Below are 13,992 nucleotides of genomic sequence, written 5' to 3'. Positions count from 1 at the left end.
CGCGGTGACAGAGGTCACCGCGCTTTTGCCGTTTGGGGCTGCCGGAGAGGTCGCGTGATGCCGGACAGCTTCGCCATCGTCGATTTGCGCGATGCGGCCGGTTTTGCCGGGATCGTGGCGGATCGGGTCTGGCGGGCGTGGTGGAAGGATGAGGGCGTGCCCTTCGCCGCGCTCAAGGCCCGGCTGAGCGAGAGCCTTGGGCCATCCCGGGCCGCTATACCCACCAGCTTTATCGCCTGCCAGGGGTGGGAGTTCCTCGGCACGGTCGCGCTGATCGCCAGCGATGTCGAGGAGCGGCCGGGCCTCACGCCCTGGATCGCCGCGCTGTGGGTCGAAGAGCCCGCGCGGGCGCGGGGCATCGGGCAGGCGCTGCTCACCCATGCGACCGATGTCGCCTTCGCCGCCGGTCATGCCCGCCTGTATCTGTGCGCCACCGCCGCCAACGCGCCCTATTATCTGCGGCGAGGCTGGGTGCAGATCGAGGAAGATGTCGATGGCCTCGACATCTTCAGGCGCGAACGCGAAAAAGCCTGAGGCTTACTGCCGGTTGAACGGCACGGTGTATTCGCCCGCGCGAATGCGTTCGGCGAGGCGCTCGGCAAAGCCGGCGGCGGCTTCCTCGCCATAGGTCGCGACCATGGAGCGGATGGCGGTGAACAGCGCCGCCTGCGCCAGGCAATCTTCGTCGAGGCCGTCATAGACCGCCTCGTTCCACGCCTCATCGAGATAGGCGAGCGCCGCGTGACGCTCGTCCTCCTGCGCCTGATCGGCCGGACCATCGATGTCGTGCGTTTCCGGAAGCTCGGACAAACTCATTCCTCCGCTGAGCGAAACGCTCGATTTGGACCTTAGCACGCAGCGCCGGTCGATCTGCCCAAGAATTGAAGGAGGGTTAACATGGCGCGGCAAAAAGGTGACAGGTGCGGCCAAAAGCGCACAGGCACGCCCCGTGGACGGTGCCTAATTGCTGCCGTAGCGGGTGGCGATATCCCGCGAGAGCTTTGCGCCGGCCTCCAGATACCGCTGGCTGGCCAGTTCCGCCGAGGGGGTGCAACTCCGGTAGACCTGCTTGTAGCTCTCATAGCCGAGATTGAACGCGCCGATGAGCTGGCCGCGCCGCGCCTCGGAGGGCGCCTCGGTCTGCAGCAGCCCCGTCATTTCGTCGCGCCAGCGGGTCTCCTCCGCCGCGCCGCAGAGCGGGCGGATGTAGTGCAGCGCGCCGAGAATCTCCGCGAGCCGCAGCAACTCGCCCTCATAGGGCGGCGTGCCGCCCTCGTTCTGGGCGCGCGCGGGGGCAGCGCCGAGCACGGCGAGGATGAGAAAGGCGCGCGCGAACATCGTCATGGCGCTGTGGTGATCCGGCGCGCGGGCAAGGTCAAGCGGGTTGTCACGGGGTGAGCCGGGCGCCGGTGTCGGCGCTCTGCGCGCCGGCGACGAGGCGGGCCGCCGCCGCGACGATTTCGCCGAGCCCCGGCGTGATGTCGGCGGGCAGCGCATCCGGCTCGAACCAGCCGACCTCCGCCGCTTCCGGCCCAATGGCGGGCTCGCCCGCCTCCCAGCGCGCGGCATGGCTGACGACGACGTAATGCGCCTTCAGGCTCCCATCGTCCGCCCGCAGGATCACGTCCACCGCCCCGGCAACGCCGATGATCGCGCAGGCGACGCCGACTTCCTCCATCACCTCGCGCGCGGCGGCCGCCGTCAGCGTCTCGCCCGGCTCGACGCGCCCGCCCGGCAGCGTCCACACGCCGATGGAGGGGCGCTGGCCGCGCCGCGCCAGCAGCACGCGCCCGGCGCGGAACACGGCGGCGCTGGTGGCGAGGACGGGACGCTCGACGGCAACCATGGCGAGGCTCTCACGCGAATCGGTTCAGGCCGGACGATAGCAGGCCCGCCGGCGCGGATTGGCCGCAATTCGCGCGGAAGATTCAGGCCACACGCGCCGGATCGACGGCCGGAGGATGGCTGGAAACGGGAGGCCGCATGAGCCGGATGATGCATCTGCGCCGCCGTGGCGCCCACGCCGTTACAGGGATGGCGCTCGCCATTTCGGGGCTCGCCCTGGCGATGGCGCTCGTCCTGCCGGCGCGTGCCGAGACACCGCCCGGCGTAGCGGCTTCCCCCACCAAAACCACCAGCGCGGCCCCGCCGGCTGCCGCGTCGACCGATCCGTTCTGCGCGGCGCAGGGTGCCGGCTTCGTGCGGCTGGAGGGCACGCAGACCTGCCTGAAGCTCGGCGGCTATGTGCAGATCGACAGCACGACGCAGAACGGACCCGCCGACGGGCTTCCCGCCGCGCGCGCCCCGGCGCTTCAGTCGCGCTGAACCTTCAGCGGCCGAGCGCGGCGAAATAGCGGGCGATGATGCCGGCATAGACGCGCGTCAGCGCCGCCACCTCGTCCACCGGCGTTGCCTCGTCCACCGCGTGCATGGTGGTGCCGACGAGGCCGAACTCGATCACCGGGCAATAATCCTTGATGAAGCGGGCATCCGAAGTGCCGCCGGTGGTGGAAAGCTCCGGCCGCTGGCCGGTCGTCCGCGCGATCGATTCGACCACGAGATCGACGAAGGGGCCGGGCGCGGTGAGGAAGCTGTCGGACGAGCGGAACTCGAACGCGGCGCTCCAGCGCAGGCTGTTGCCCGCCGTGCGAGCGAGCCGCCGCTCGATCTCGGCCTGCAGCGTCTGCGGGGTCCAGAGGTCGTTGAAGCGGATATTGAACCGCCCCTGCGCCTGCGCCGGGATGACGTTGAAGGCGGGGTTGCCGACATCGACCGAGACGATTTCGAGGTTCGACGCCTGGAAATGCGCGTTGCCGCTGTCGAGCGGCTCGGCAATCAGCGCGCCGAGCAGGGTGATGAGGCCCGGAATCGGGTTGTCGGCCAGATGCGGGTAGCCGACATGGCCCTGCTTGCCATGGACGGTGAGGGTGCAGGACAGCGAGCCGCGCCGGCCGATCTTCACCATGTCGCCGAGCGCGGCGCGCGAGGAGGGCTCGCCCAGCACGCAATGGTCGAGCCGCTCGTCGCGGTCGGCGAGCCAGCGCAGCAGCTTTTCCGTGCCGTTGATCGCCGGGCCTTCCTCATCGCCGGTAAGCAGGAAGGAAATCGAGCCGGGCAGGTCCGGGTGATCGGGGTCGTTGCCATGGGCGCGGGCGAAATCGAGCCCGGCGGCGATGAAGGCGGCGACGCCACCCTTCATGTCCACCGCGCCACGGCCATAGATCAGCCCGTCATGGATCGCGCCCTCGAAAGGCGGGAAACGCCATTGCTGGGGATCGCCGGGCGGCACCACGTCGGTATGGCCGGCAAAGCACAGATTGGGCCCGCGCGTGCCGAAGCGGGCATAGAGGTTCTCGATGTCCGGCGTGTCGGGGGCGGTGAGCTTCACCCGGTGCGTGGCGAAGCCCGCCCCGCTGAGCAGCGCGTCGAGATAGCCGAGCGCGCCACCCTCGGCCGGTGTGACCGATGGGCAGCGAATAAGGGTGCGCAGGATCTCGATGGGATCGGCGGGGGGATGGATGACCGGCTCGGAGGGCCCATTCGGGATGGTCGCCATGCTCGTGTCCTCTCCTCGTCATCCCGGACGGCCGAAGGCCGATCCGGGATCGCGTCCCGGCAGCGTCGCCGCCTGTCGCGAACGATCCCGGCTCTTCGCTACGCTCCGGCCGGGATGACGGTCAAGCGTGGCCTGCGTGCTTCGAGGACGTCCTGCGGGCGGCGCCTCGGCGTGACGCGGTTTGCCCCGCGGCGTCATCCCGAGGTGCCCGGCCATTGGCCGGGCCTCGAAGGAGGGTCAATGGCCGCTCAGTCGCGCAGCAGGTCGTTGATCGACGTCTTGGAGCGGGTCTGCTCGTCGACGCGCTTGACGATCACCGCGCAGTAGAGCGAGGGGCCGGGCTGGCCGTTCGGCAGCGGCTTGCCGGGCAGCGAGCCGGGCACCACGACGGAATAGGGTGGCACCTCGCCGACGAAGACCTCGCCGGTGGCGCGGTCGACGATCTTGGTGGTGGCGGAGATGAACACGCCCATGGAGAGCACCGAGCCCCGGCGCACGATCACGCCTTCCACCACTTCCGAGCGCGCGCCGATGAAGCAGTCATCCTCGATGATGACCGGGCCGGCCTGCAGAGGCTCCAGCACGCCGCCAATGCCGACGCCGCCCGACAGATGCACATTCTTGCCGATCTGCGCGCAGGAGCCGACCGTCGCCCAGGTGTCGACCATGGAGTTGGCATCGACGCGGGCGCCGAGATTGACGAAGGAGGGCATGAGCACGACGTTCGGCGCGATGAAGGCCGAGCGGCGCACAATGGCGCCTGGCACGGCGCGGAAGCCGGCGGCGCGGAACTCACTCTCGCCCCAGCCCTCGAACTTGGAGGGCACCTTGTCCCACCACACGGCTTGGCCGGGGCCCCCGGGGATGACGCTCATGTCGTTGAGGCGGAAGGAGAGCAGCACCGCCTTCTTCAGCCACTGGTTCACCGTCCAGTTGCCGTCGGCCCCCTGTTCGGCGACGCGCGCCGTGCCCGCGTCGAGCAGACCCAGCGCCTCGTTCACCGCGTCGCGAATCGCGCCGCCGGTCTCGAAATTGACCTCGGCGCGGTTCTCGAAGGCGGTCTCGATGATGCTCTGAAGCTGGCTCGACATCTGGCTCTCCCGTGTTCGGGGCGTCTTGTCCGGTCGCGGCGGGTTTCTGTCAACGGCAGAGTGCGGGAAGGCGCGCCCGCGTCAGGCGAGCGCGCGCAGGAAGGCGGTCAGGTCATCCGTCACCACGTCGATATGGGTGCCGTCGCGCCCCTCATGCTCCCACGCTTCGCGGTCGGCGGGGCTGACCGCCTCGCCGGGCGGCACCACCAGCACGGTGCGCATGCCGAGCTGGGCGGGCACTTCGAGGTTGCGTGCGAGATCCTCGAACATCGCCGCCTTGGCCGGGTCCACGTCGAAGCGGGCGAGGAAGCCGCGATAGGCGGTCTCCTGAGGTTTCGGGTGGAATTCCGCGGCGACAATGTCGTGGACATCCGCGAAGTGCTCGGAAATGGCGAGCTTGTTGAGGATCTGCTCGGCATGGCCGCGCGAGCCATTGGTGTAGACCAGCTTGCGGCCGGGCAGCGCGCCGAGCGCCTCGCCCAGTTCCGGCGCCGGATCGAGCGAGGACAGGTCGATCTTGTGGGCGTTGGCGAGGAACGGGTCCGGGTCCATGCCGTGCTCGATCATCAGCCCGCGCAGCGAGGTGCCGTATTTGCGGTAATAGCCCTTCTGCAGCGCGAACGCGTCGTCCAGCGACAGGCCGAGATAATCGGCGATGTAGCTGCGCATGCGCATGTCGATCTGCCGCCACAGGTCGAGGCCGGGCGGGTAGAGCGTGTTGTCGAGGTCGAACACCCAGGTCTCGACATGGGAGAAATCGAGGGGCGCGGATGGGCCGGTGCGGAAGGATGCGGTCATGCGCCATCCATAGCGAAGAGCGGGCCGGCGGGCGAGGGGCAAAGGAGGGTGCGTGACATCGTCATGGCCGGGCTTGGCCCGGCCATCCATGACTTCCCTCCCACATTGCTGGCCAAAGTCGTGGATCCCCGGGTCAAGCCCGGGGATGACGTGGCTGTGCCTCAGCGCGTGATCAGTGTGCCGGCGCCGTGGTCGGTGAGCAGCTCCAGCAGCACCGAATGCGGCACCTTGCCGTCGAGGATCACCACCCCCTCCACGCCCTGCTCCAGCGCGTAGATGCAGGTTTCGACCTTCGGGATCATGCCGCCGGAGATCGTGCCGTCGGCGATGAGCGCGCGGGCCTGGGCGATCGTCAGCTCCTTGATGAGCTGCTTGTCGCGGTCGAGCACGCCGGGCACGTCGGTCAGCAGCAGCAGCCGCTTGGCGCCGAGCGCGCCGGCGATTGCGCCGGCGAAGGTGTCGGCATTGACGTTGAACGTGCCACCCTCGAGGCCGGTGGCGACCGGCGCCAGCACCGGGATCAGCTCGCGGCCGAGGATCTGGTCCAGCACGGTGGTGTCGACGGCGGAGGGCTCGCCGACAAAGCCGAGGTCGATCTCCTGCTCGACATTGGAATCGGGATCGCGCACCGAGCGCGTGACCTTGGTCGCGCGCACCATGTTGCCGTCCTTGCCGGTGAGGCCCAGCGCCTTGCCGCCGGCCTCGTTGATGAAGCCGACCAGCGATTTGTTGATCGAGCCGGCCAGCACCATCTCGACGATCTCGACGGTGGCCTTGTCGGTGATGCGCAGCCCGGCGGCGAATTCCGACTTGATGCCGAGCTTGGCCAGCATGGCGCCGATCTGCGGCCCGCCGCCATGCACCACCACCGGGTTCACGCCGGACTGTTCAAGCAGAACGATATCCTGCGCGAAGTCGCGTGCCACCTGCTCGTCGCCCATGGCGTGGCCGCCATACTTCACGACGATGATGGCGTCGTCATAGCGCTGCATGTGCGGCAGCGCCTGGACGAGGACGCGGGCCTTGGCGTGGTCGTCGGTGATGTCGGTCATGGCGGATTCCAGTGCGGGCGGGCGACGGCGGAGCCTGAGGCCCACGGGGCGTGAAGGCGAGCCCTTCTAGCCGATTTCGATGACGCTTCTCAATCGCCGCGCGGCATGGGTAGCTCCTGCCGGCAATGCCGCAATCGCATGGTTGCGTATCCCCGCCTATCTGGAGGCCGCCGCGCCGTGGCATAGATGGCCGGCAACAGCGAGATGTCATGAGTAAACCCGCCCGTTCCTCCCGACCGATCAAGGCCCGTTTCGTCGAAGGCTCGACCATGCGGCATGTGGCGGTGATGACCGCCACCGGCTCCATCGGCCTCGTCGCGGTATTCGTCGTCGATCTGCTGAACCTGTTCTACATCTCGCTGCTCGGCGAGGAGGAGCTGGCGGCGGCCATCGGCTATGCCGGCACGGTGATGTTCTTCACCACCTCGGTCGCCATCGGGGTGATGATCGCCGGCTCGGCGCTGGTCTCGCGCGCGGTGGGCAGCGGCGACCCGCAGGAAGGGCGGCGGCTCTCCACCTCCGGCTTCGTCTATATGACCCTCGCCACCGTGGCGATGACGGCGCTGATGCTGCCGCTGCTCACCCCCATGCTTGGCCTGCTCGGCGCCACCGGGCGCACGCAGGAACTCGCCCGCGACTTCCTGCTGATCGTGCTGCCCTCGACCCCGCTGCTCGGCATCGGCATGGCCGCGTCCGGCACGCTGCGCGGGGTGGGCGATGCGCGCCGCTCCATGTGGGTCACGCTGTCCGGCGGCATCGCCACCGCCGCGCTCGATCCGCTGCTGATTCTCGCTTTGGGGCTTGGCGTCGAGGGCGCGGCCATCGCCTCGGTGCTCGCGCGCCTCGTCATGGCGGGCTACGGGCTCTACGCCGTGGCGAAGGTGCATGGGCTGGCCGAGCGCCCGCGCCTTGCCGCCTTCCTGCGCGATGTCGGCCCGCTCTCGGCCATCGCCCTGCCGGCGATCCTCACCAATATCGCCACCCCCGTCGGCAATGCCTATGTCACCTTCGCGCTCGCCCCGCATGGCGATGCGGCAGTCGCCGCCTGGGCGGTGATCGGCCGGCTGATCCCCGTCGCCTTCGGGCCGATCTTCGCCCTCACCGGCGCCATCGGCCCGGTGATCGGCCAGAATGTCGGCGCCCTGCGTTATGATCGGGTACGGCAGGCGGTGCGCGACAGCCTGGTGCTGATCCTCGTCTATGTGGCGCTGGTCTGGCTGCTGATGGCGCTGGGGCGCCACCTGCTCGCCAGCGTGTTCGGCCTGTCGGATGAGGGCGTGCGGCTGGTCGAATTCTTCTGCCTCTACGCCGCCGGCAGCTTCATCTTCATGGGCGCGCTGTTCGTCGCCAATGCTGCCTTCAACAATCTCGGCGCGCCGCTGCTCTCGACGCTGTTCAACTGGGGCCGGGCGACGCTGGGCACCATGCCCTTCGTCTGGCTCGGCGGGCGCTGGTATGGCGCGGAGGGGGTGATCGGCGGGCAGGCGGCGGGCTCGGTCGCCTTCGGCGTCGCCGCGCTCATCTGCGCCTTCGCCGTGGTCCGCCGGCTTGGCGCCAGCAACGCCCCGCCCCCGGCCCCGCCCGCGCCGCTTACCGGTGCGCAACTCCCCGCCTTCTCGCGCGGCGAGGACGCCGCCGCCATCGAGACCGCGCCGCTGCCGGATTAAGCCGTTCAGATCAACCCGAGCGCGCCGAGAGCGCCGCCGGCGGCCAGCATCCAGAGCGGGCTGAGCCGGGTGAAGAACAGCACCAGCGCGGCGATGAGGGTGAAGGCGGCGGTGGCGGGCGTGCGGGCGGCGCCTTCGGTCAGCAGCACGCCGGAGGCAGCGATGAGCCCGATGGTCAGCGGCATCAGCCCGCCCTGCACCACGCGGCGCCAATGCGCCTCGCGGAAGCGGTGCCACGCTCCGCCCACCACATAGGCGAGCACGCAGGTCGGCCCGCACATGGCGAGCGTCGCCACCAGCGCGCCCCAGATGCCCGCGACATGCCAGCCGATCAGCGTCACCACCAGCATGTTCGGGCCGGGTGCGGCCTGCGCGATGGCGAAGGTCTGGGCGAATTGCGCGTCGGTCATCCAGCCGGCGATGTCCACGACCTGCCGGTGGATCTCCGGCAGCACGCTGTTCGCCCCGCCAATGGCGAAGAGCGAGATGATGAGGAAATGCAGCGCCAGCGCGCCCAGCGGGTTGCTGTCGTTCATGCACGCCGCTCCGCCCACCAGGAGAGCAGGATGGAGAGTGGCGCGAGCACCAGCATCATCACCGGCAGCGACAGCGGCGTCGCGACGATGCCGATAAAGGCGAGCAGCGCGATGAGGACGGTGTGCGGGCGCGGGCGCCGCCACAGCGGCTCGGCCATGCGCGCGGCCATGGCGAGCACCAGCCCGGCGGCAGCGGCGGCAAGGCCCGCCAGCATGTCGGACACCGCGCCGATATCGGCATAGCGGGTGAACGCCATCCCGGCGAGCACGACGCCGACGGCCGGCACGGCGGTGAGACCCAGAAAGGCAGAGATCGCGCCGGGCACGCCGCGGAAGCGGGCGCCGACAATCACCGACAGATTGATGATGTTCGGCCCCGGCAGGAACTGGGAGAGACCCACCAGCTCGGTGAACTCGTCCGCCGTGAGCCAGCCATGGCGCTCGACCAGCGCCCGGCGGGCGATGGGCAGAACGCCACCAAAGGCCACCACCGCGACCGACAGGAAGCCGAGGAACAGCGCCGCGCAGCTCGGGCTCGGGCGCGCCGGGACGCCGGGCGGGGCCGCATCGGTCGAGAAGGCGGGGAGGGGCCGTTCGGTCATGGCGCAAGCCCGTGTGAGCCCGCCCGCTATAGACGAGTCGCCTCCGGCGCATAAGCCGCGCCCGCGATGTTTTCGCGGCATGGATTTGGCGGCTCGGGTCCGGCCGGTTCGGGCGTCCCACTTCCCATCGCACCATGAGAACGGATAGAGTACACGCCATGAGCGAGAGGCGCGGCGATACGCGTGGGGGCGAGGCTCTCACCCTGCCGGTGGACGGGCGGCAATCGGAAGCCGCGCGCGCCATCCAGCGCGGGGCGTTGCGCTATCTCGCGGCGCGCGGGCTGGTGGGGCTGCCGGAATTCGTCCTCGCCTCCGGCCGCCGGGCCGACATCGCCGCCATCGATTCGCGCGGCGAGGTCTGGGTGATCGAGATCAAGTCCTCGGTGATGGACTTCCGCACCGACCGCAAATGGGCGGAGTACCGGCTTTATTGCGACCGGCTGTTCTTCGCTGTCGGGCCGGATTTCCCGGTGGAGATCCTCCCCGAAGATGCCGGGGTGATGCTGGCCGACCAGTTCGGCGCGGGCCTTGTGCGCGAGGCGCCCGCCCACCCTCTGCCCGCCGCCACCCGCAAGGCGCTGACGCTCCGCCTCGCCCGCACCGCCGCCGGGCGGCTGATGGGGCTGATGGACCCGGAGGCGCTGCGCGGCATCGAGTTGTAAGGCCGGGCGGCTCACCTAGGAGGGGATAAGCGGCCGCACCGGGCCGGCGCGGCTTGAAAGCCGCCCCCTGCCTCTGTCAGCGTCATCCCATGAACACCCCTCTCCCCACCGCCGCCGCCGAGACGCCCGCCGCCGCCGTGGAGGCGCGGGTGACGCCGATGATGGCGCAGTACATCGAGATCAAGACCGCCAATCCCGGCAGCCTGCTGTTCTACCGGATGGGCGATTTCTACGAGCTGTTCTTCGAGGATGCCGAGCACGCCTCGCGGGCGCTCGGCATCGTGCTCACCAAGCGCGGCAAGCATCAGGGCGAGGACATCCCGATGTGCGGCGTGCCGGTGGAGCGCGCCGAGGAATATCTCAACAAGCTGATCCTGGCCGGCTACCGCGTCGCGGTCTGCGAGCAGGTGGAAGACCCCGCCGAGGCGAAGAAGCGCGGCCCGAAAAGCGTTGTGAAACGGGACGTTATCCGCCTCGTCACGCCCGGCACGCTGACCGAGGACGCGCTGCTCGATGCGCGGCGCGAGAATGTGCTGGCGGCGCTGGCGCGGGTCAAAAGCGGCGAAGGCGAGGACGGCTATGCCTATGCGCTGGCCTTCGCCGACATCTCCACCGGTTCCTTCCGCGTCGCCGAGACCGACGCGCTGCGCCTTTCCGCCGACCTCGCCCGCATCGAGCCGGCCGAGCTTCTGGTGCCCGACGCGATCTATGACGAGCCGGGCTTCCGGCCGCTCTGGCGCACCCTGCCCGCCGTGACGCCGCTGCCGAAAGACAGCTTCGACGGGGCGAGCGCCGAGCGCCGCATCGCCGGCTTCTTCCAGGTGGCGACGCTTGATTCCTTTGGCGTTTTCACCCGCGCCGAGCTCGCCGCCGCCGGCGCCGTCGTCGCCTATATCGAGCGTACCCAGCTCGGCGCGCGCCCGCCGCTGAACCGGCCCCGCCGGGAATCCTCGGCCGACGTCATGGTCATCGACCCGGCGACGCGGGCCAATCTCGAGATCCTCCGCACCACCACCGGCGACCGCGCCGGGAGCCTGTGCGCGGCCATCGACCGCACCGTCACCTCGGCCGGCGCGCGCCTGCTCGGGCGGCGCCTTGCCGAGCCGTTGACCGACCCGAAGCGGGTGGCCGATCGGTTCGATGCGGTGGAGCATCTGGCCAATGAGACCAGCCTGCGGGCCGCTTTGCGCGCGCGTCTCGCCGGAGCGCCGGACCTTGCCCGGGCCCTCTCGCGCGTGGCGCTGGGCCGTTCAGGGCCGCGCGACCTCGCCGCCATCGGCCGGGGGCTCGCCGAGGGCGCGGCGATGGCCGGGCTGATCGCCGCCTCGCCCGCCCCGCTCGAACTCGCGCAGGCCGCCGGCGTGCTCGCCGGCATCGATCCGTCACTCGCGGAGACGCTGCAAAGCGCGCTCGATGACGAACTGCCGCTCAACCGGCGCGATGGCGGTTTCATCCGGCCGGGCTATGAAGGCGACCTCGACGCCACCCGCGCGCTGCGCGACGAGAGCCGGCGCGTCGTCGCCGCCCTTGAGCGCCGCTATGTCGAGGAAACCGGCGTGCGGGCGCTGAAGATCCGGCACAATGCGGTGCTCGGCTATTATGTCGAGGTCAGCCAGCAGAACGCCGACAAGCTGCGCGAGCCGCCCTTCGACGCCATCTTCCTGCACCGCCAGACCATGGCCGGGGCGATGCGCTTCACCTCCACCGAGCTGGCCGAGCTGGAAGCGAAAATCTCCAGCGCCGGCGACCGGGCGCTCGCTCTGGAGCAGCGCCTGTTCGACGAGCTGGCGTCCGCCGTGCTCGACAAGGCCGATGCCATCCGCGCCTGCGCCGAGGCGCTCGCGGTGATCGACGTCACCGCCGGCCTCGCCAAGCTGGCGGTGGATGAGGGGCATGTGCGCCCCGAGGTCGATGACGGGCTGGATTTTGCCATTGAGGGTGGGCGCCACCCGGTGGTGGAGCAGGCGCTGCGCCGGGATGGCGGGCCCTTCGTCGCCAATGATTGCGACCTCTCCCCGCCGGAGCGGGCGCGGGCCGGGCGCATCTGGCTGGTCACCGGCCCGAACATGGCGGGTAAATCGACCTTCCTGCGGCAGAATGCGCTGATCGCCATCCTCGCCCAGGCCGGCGCCTTCGTGCCGGCGAAGGCGGCGCGCATCGGCGTGGTCGACCGGCTGTTCTCGCGCGTCGGCGCGGCGGATGACCTCGCGCGCGGGCGCTCGACCTTCATGGTCGAGATGGTCGAGACCGCCGCCATCCTCAACCAGGCAACCGAGCGCTCGCTCGTCATCCTCGACGAGATCGGGCGCGGCACGGCGACCTTCGACGGCCTGTCCATCGCCTGGGCGAGCCTAGAGCATCTGCATGAGAGCAATCGCTGCCGCGGCCTGTTCGCCACCCATTTCCACGAGCTGACCGCGCTGTCCCAGCGCCTGCCCCGCCTCGTCAACGCGACGGTGAAGGTGAAGGAGTGGGAGGGCGAGGTGATCTTCCTGCATGAGGTGGTGCCCGGCGCGGCGGATCGCTCCTACGGCATCCAGGTCGCCAAGCTCGCTGGCCTGCCGCACGCCGTGGTCGAGCGCGCCCGCGCCGTCCTGACGGAACTGGAAAGCGCTGACCGCGCCGCCCCGACCCAGCGCATCCTCGACGATCTCCCGCTTTTCGCCGCCCTCAACCGTGCCCCGCCGCCCGCGCCGGTGTCACCGGCCGCCAAGGCGGACCCGGTGGCGGAAGCGGTGAAGACGACGCTGGCCGGCATCGACCCCGACGAGATGACCCCGCGCGAGGCGCTGGAGGCGCTGTACAAGCTGAAGGCGGCGGCGAAGGCCGGGTAGGGGCACCGCTGCGCCGTCCGCAAGAGCCGAAAGCATGGATGCCCGGGTCAAGCCCGGGCATGACGAGTGGTTATGTCCGCTCCAGATACGCCGTCATTTACCCGTCCGCTTCTCGAGCAACGGCCAACATCAACACGCCGTCATCCCCGGGCTTGACCCGGGGATCCATCGCCGCAACTCATTGGGTGATCTCGTCGTAGAGGTCGCGCCATGTCGGGTTGTCCTTGATGATGAGGGCGATCTTCCAGTCCCGTGACCAGTGTTTCAGCGTCTTCTCACGCTGGATGGCGGTAGTGATCTCATCGAAGCGCTCGACATGGACGAGGCTCTTCAGCCCGTAGCGCGCGGTGAAGCTATCGGCCACGCCTTCCCGGTGCTCCCAGACACGTCGGATGATGTCCGAGGTGACCCCGACATAGAGCGTGCCGTTCGGCCGGTTGGTCAGGATGTAAACGAAGCCGCCTTTCATGCCCGAAGGGTCAAAGGGATGGATGCCCGGGTCAAGCCCGGGCATGACGGCCACTAAATGTACCGCCTTGAGCCAGATGTGAGGCTTAAGGGCAGCGGCACGCCAGCGGTAGGGCTACATCACCTCCGCCGCCCGCACCACGCGGCAATATTCGCCGTCCATGTTGGCCAGCGACATGGCGTGGACCTCGGCGGCGCTGCGCAGCGTGCCGGCATGGTCGCGGCGGGCGAAGGTGAAGCAGGCGTCTTCCACCAGATGCACGTCGAAGCCGAGATTGCCGGCCATGCGCACGGTGGCCTCGACCGAATTATTGGTAATGACGCCGCAGATCACCAGCGTGCCGATGCCGGCCGCGCGCAGCCGAGCCTCGAGGTTGGTGCCGATGAAGGCGCTGTTGACGTTCTTGGCGATCACCGGCTCACCCGGCAGCGGCGTCGCCTCGGGCTTGAACGGGGTGCCCGGCCCGTCCGCGGCATAGGTCGAGCCGGGGTCGGTCGATTCATGGCGCACATGGAACAGCGGCCGGCCCGCCGCACGCCAGGCCGCCAGCAGCCGCGCGATGGTCGCCTCGGCCTGCGGGTTGTTGCGCGGGCCCTGCGCCGTCCATTTGGGATGGTCGATGGCCTTTTGCAGGTCGATCACGATCAGTGCCGCATTGGCTGGCAGCATGGCGGTCCTCCCCTGCGCGATGGTAACGCAAAACGGCCGGGCGTCAGCCCGGCCGT

16 protein-coding genes are annotated in these 13,992 nt (G+C 69.7%); 5 read left to right on the top strand and 11 right to left on the bottom strand.

The window, feature by feature from the left end:
* Nucleotides 1-57: 57 nt before the first annotated feature.
* Nucleotides 58-534 carry a GNAT family N-acetyltransferase gene (locus tag OU996_RS03755; protein WP_267584320.1) on the top strand — a complete coding sequence of 159 codons (477 nt, stop codon included), beginning with the start codon at nucleotides 58-60 and terminating at the stop codon, nucleotides 532-534.
* Between the two features lie 3 nt (nucleotides 535-537).
* Here OU996_RS03755 and OU996_RS03750 read toward each other — a convergent pair whose 3' ends face one another.
* The 3 genes from OU996_RS03750 to OU996_RS03740 form a co-directional block, all read right to left on the bottom strand.
* Entirely contained in the window at nucleotides 538-816 is a 279-nt protein-coding gene (locus OU996_RS03750; protein ID WP_420712688.1) for a hypothetical protein, read from the bottom strand.
* A 144-nt stretch (nucleotides 817-960) separates the two neighbouring features.
* The gene (locus OU996_RS03745; RefSeq protein WP_267584318.1) at nucleotides 961-1,344 is read right to left on the bottom strand and encodes a TIGR02301 family protein; all 384 of its coding nucleotides are present in this window, start codon (nucleotides 1,342-1,344) and stop codon (nucleotides 961-963) included.
* A gap of 43 nt (nucleotides 1,345-1,387) precedes the next feature.
* Entirely contained in the window at nucleotides 1,388-1,846 is a 459-nt protein-coding gene (locus OU996_RS03740; RefSeq protein WP_267584317.1) for an NUDIX hydrolase, read from the bottom strand.
* A gap of 137 nt (nucleotides 1,847-1,983) precedes the next feature.
* On the opposite strand from OU996_RS03740, the gene OU996_RS03735 reads away from it, so the two are divergent.
* Nucleotides 1,984-2,325, top strand: coding sequence for a porin (locus OU996_RS03735; RefSeq protein WP_267584316.1), 342 nt, complete (start codon nucleotides 1,984-1,986; stop codon nucleotides 2,323-2,325).
* A gap of 4 nt (nucleotides 2,326-2,329) precedes the next feature.
* Here OU996_RS03735 and dapE read toward each other — a convergent pair whose 3' ends face one another.
* The 4 genes from dapE to argB all read right to left on the bottom strand — a co-directional run bounded on the left by dapE (nucleotide 2,330) and on the right by argB (nucleotide 6,497).
* Complete coding sequence (gene dapE / locus OU996_RS03730) at nucleotides 2,330-3,556, bottom strand: succinyl-diaminopimelate desuccinylase (RefSeq protein ID WP_267584315.1); 1,227 nt, start codon at nucleotides 3,554-3,556, stop codon at nucleotides 2,330-2,332.
* 248 nt (nucleotides 3,557-3,804) lie between these two features.
* On the bottom strand, nucleotides 3,805-4,647 hold the full coding sequence (gene dapD, locus OU996_RS03725; RefSeq protein ID WP_267584314.1) for a 2,3,4,5-tetrahydropyridine-2,6-dicarboxylate N-succinyltransferase: 843 nt from the start codon (nucleotides 4,645-4,647) through the stop codon (nucleotides 3,805-3,807).
* A gap of 81 nt (nucleotides 4,648-4,728) precedes the next feature.
* A complete protein-coding gene (locus OU996_RS03720) occupies nucleotides 4,729-5,445 on the bottom strand; it encodes a pyrimidine 5'-nucleotidase (protein ID WP_267584313.1) in 717 nt (238 codons plus the stop codon).
* Between the two features lie 161 nt (nucleotides 5,446-5,606).
* Nucleotides 5,607-6,497: an acetylglutamate kinase gene (gene argB / locus OU996_RS03715; protein WP_267584312.1), complete on the bottom strand. Its 891-nt coding sequence runs from the start codon at nucleotides 6,495-6,497 to the stop codon at nucleotides 5,607-5,609.
* A 209-nt stretch (nucleotides 6,498-6,706) separates the two neighbouring features.
* Here argB and OU996_RS03710 point away from each other — a divergent pair, with 209 nt between their 5' ends.
* Nucleotides 6,707-8,164 (top strand): MATE family efflux transporter, encoded by a 1,458-nt coding sequence (locus tag OU996_RS03710; protein WP_267584311.1) that lies wholly within the window; start codon nucleotides 6,707-6,709, stop codon nucleotides 8,162-8,164.
* Nucleotides 8,165-8,169: 5 nt separating this feature from the next.
* On the opposite strand, the gene OU996_RS03705 is transcribed toward OU996_RS03710, so the two are convergent.
* Together OU996_RS03705 and OU996_RS03700 are read right to left on the bottom strand one after the other, a co-directional pair.
* A complete protein-coding gene (locus OU996_RS03705) occupies nucleotides 8,170-8,700 on the bottom strand; it encodes a chromate transporter (RefSeq protein ID WP_267584310.1) in 531 nt (176 codons plus the stop codon).
* The gene (locus OU996_RS03700; RefSeq protein WP_267584309.1) at nucleotides 8,697-9,302 is read right to left on the bottom strand and encodes a chromate transporter; all 606 of its coding nucleotides are present in this window, start codon (nucleotides 9,300-9,302) and stop codon (nucleotides 8,697-8,699) included. Before OU996_RS03700 ends, OU996_RS03705 begins: the two co-directional genes overlap by 4 nt.
* Nucleotides 9,303-9,460: 158 nt before the next feature.
* Here OU996_RS03700 and OU996_RS03695 point away from each other — a divergent pair, with 158 nt between their 5' ends.
* Together OU996_RS03695 and mutS are read left to right on the top strand one after the other, a co-directional pair.
* Nucleotides 9,461-9,964 (top strand): MmcB family DNA repair protein, encoded by a 504-nt coding sequence (locus tag OU996_RS03695; protein ID WP_267584308.1) that lies wholly within the window; start codon nucleotides 9,461-9,463, stop codon nucleotides 9,962-9,964.
* Between the two features lie 89 nt (nucleotides 9,965-10,053).
* Entirely contained in the window at nucleotides 10,054-12,798 is a 2,745-nt protein-coding gene (mutS, locus tag OU996_RS03690) for a DNA mismatch repair protein MutS (RefSeq protein ID WP_267584307.1), read from the top strand.
* Between the two features lie 178 nt (nucleotides 12,799-12,976).
* On the opposite strand, the gene OU996_RS03685 is transcribed toward mutS, so the two are convergent.
* Entirely contained in the window at nucleotides 12,977-13,312 is a 336-nt protein-coding gene (locus OU996_RS03685) for a GIY-YIG nuclease family protein (RefSeq protein WP_267584306.1), read from the bottom strand.
* A 69-nt stretch (nucleotides 13,313-13,381) separates the two neighbouring features.
* Entirely contained in the window at nucleotides 13,382-13,936 is a 555-nt protein-coding gene (locus OU996_RS03680; protein ID WP_267584305.1) for a cysteine hydrolase family protein, read from the bottom strand.
* Nucleotides 13,937-13,992 lie beyond the last annotated feature (56 nt).

It is taken from the genome of Ancylobacter sp. SL191 (assembly GCF_026625645.1).
Lineage (GTDB): Bacteria > Pseudomonadota > Alphaproteobacteria > Rhizobiales > Xanthobacteraceae > Ancylobacter.
The sequence above is the reverse complement of the archived record's forward strand: the minus strand, read 5'-3'. Positions and strand labels throughout refer to the sequence as shown.

Excerpts from the sequence above, each read along its gene's own strand:
- OU996_RS03695 (WP_267584308.1), top strand. The coding sequence starts at position 9,461 with ATGAGCGAGAGGCGCGGCGATACGCGTGGGGGCGAGGCTCTCACCCTG.
- OU996_RS03755 (WP_267584320.1), top strand. The coding sequence starts at position 58 with ATGCCGGACAGCTTCGCCATCGTCGATTTGCGCGATGCGGCCGGTTTT.
- dapE (WP_267584315.1), bottom strand. The coding sequence starts at position 3,556 with ATGGCGACCATCCCGAATGGGCCCTCCGAGCCGGTCATCCATCCCCCC.
- OU996_RS03745 (WP_267584318.1), bottom strand. The coding sequence starts at position 1,344 with ATGACGATGTTCGCGCGCGCCTTTCTCATCCTCGCCGTGCTCGGCGCT.
- argB (WP_267584312.1), bottom strand. The coding sequence starts at position 6,497 with ATGACCGACATCACCGACGACCACGCCAAGGCCCGCGTCCTCGTCCAG.
- OU996_RS03685 (WP_267584306.1), bottom strand. The coding sequence starts at position 13,312 with ATGCCCGGGCTTGACCCGGGCATCCATCCCTTTGACCCTTCGGGCATG.
- OU996_RS03700 (WP_267584309.1), bottom strand. The coding sequence starts at position 9,302 with ATGACCGAACGGCCCCTCCCCGCCTTCTCGACCGATGCGGCCCCGCCC.
- OU996_RS03710 (WP_267584311.1), top strand. The coding sequence starts at position 6,707 with ATGAGTAAACCCGCCCGTTCCTCCCGACCGATCAAGGCCCGTTTCGTC.
- OU996_RS03705 (WP_267584310.1), bottom strand. The coding sequence starts at position 8,700 with ATGAACGACAGCAACCCGCTGGGCGCGCTGGCGCTGCATTTCCTCATC.
- OU996_RS03720 (WP_267584313.1), bottom strand. The coding sequence starts at position 5,445 with ATGACCGCATCCTTCCGCACCGGCCCATCCGCGCCCCTCGATTTCTCC.
- OU996_RS03750 (WP_420712688.1), bottom strand. The coding sequence starts at position 816 with ATGAGTTTGTCCGAGCTTCCGGAAACGCACGACATCGATGGTCCGGCC.
- mutS (WP_267584307.1), top strand. The coding sequence starts at position 10,054 with ATGAACACCCCTCTCCCCACCGCCGCCGCCGAGACGCCCGCCGCCGCC.
- OU996_RS03740 (WP_267584317.1), bottom strand. The coding sequence starts at position 1,846 with ATGGTTGCCGTCGAGCGTCCCGTCCTCGCCACCAGCGCCGCCGTGTTC.
- dapD (WP_267584314.1), bottom strand. The coding sequence starts at position 4,647 with ATGTCGAGCCAGCTTCAGAGCATCATCGAGACCGCCTTCGAGAACCGC.
- OU996_RS03680 (WP_267584305.1), bottom strand. The coding sequence starts at position 13,936 with ATGCTGCCAGCCAATGCGGCACTGATCGTGATCGACCTGCAAAAGGCC.
- OU996_RS03735 (WP_267584316.1), top strand. The coding sequence starts at position 1,984 with ATGAGCCGGATGATGCATCTGCGCCGCCGTGGCGCCCACGCCGTTACA.